Origin of the sequence: Streptomyces chisholmiae (assembly GCF_031845445.1) — a bacterium.
Lineage (GTDB): Bacteria > Actinomycetota > Actinomycetes > Streptomycetales > Streptomycetaceae > Streptomyces > Streptomyces chisholmiae.
Window position 1 is genome coordinate 1 of record NZ_JAVREO010000230.1, and the last position, 430, is coordinate 430.

Consider the following 430-nt stretch of genomic DNA (forward strand, 5'->3'; position numbering starts at 1 on the left):
AGAACGGAATACCGCAGTCCATGCACCGCGATGCCTGGTCGGCCAGCTTGTCGTGGGAGAAGTCCTCGTAGACCTCTTTCCAGTCCTTGAGGCGCAGCGGGACCGGCCTGCGGGCTGGGAGCTCCTTGGACGTGTGCTTGAGGAAACCGCGCGGATCAGCCATTGGCGGCCGCCATGATCGCCGCGTTCACGTCCTCGCCGGCCTTCTCAGCTTCGGCGATGGCGGTCAGCACGCGCTTGTAGTCGCGCGGCATGACCTTCACAAAATGCTTCAACGCTCCATCCGATCCATCCCAGGAGTCTAGGACCCGTTGTCCCACAGCCGAATCGGTTGCGTCGACATGGGCTGTGAGGATGCCGTGCAGCCACTCGACATCAGCGGCCTCGAGGGCTTCCAGCTCCACCATCTCGGTGTTCAGGTTCTCGCCCA

At 63.0% G+C, this 430-nt stretch carries 1 protein-coding gene; it reads right to left on the bottom strand.

Features of this window, described 5'->3' with window-relative positions; translation table 11 throughout:
- Nucleotides 1–155 precede the first annotated feature (155 nt).
- Nucleotides 156–430 (bottom strand): hypothetical protein (locus RM844_RS32950; RefSeq protein WP_311671099.1); only part of this gene is annotated, 275 nt, incomplete at its 5' end.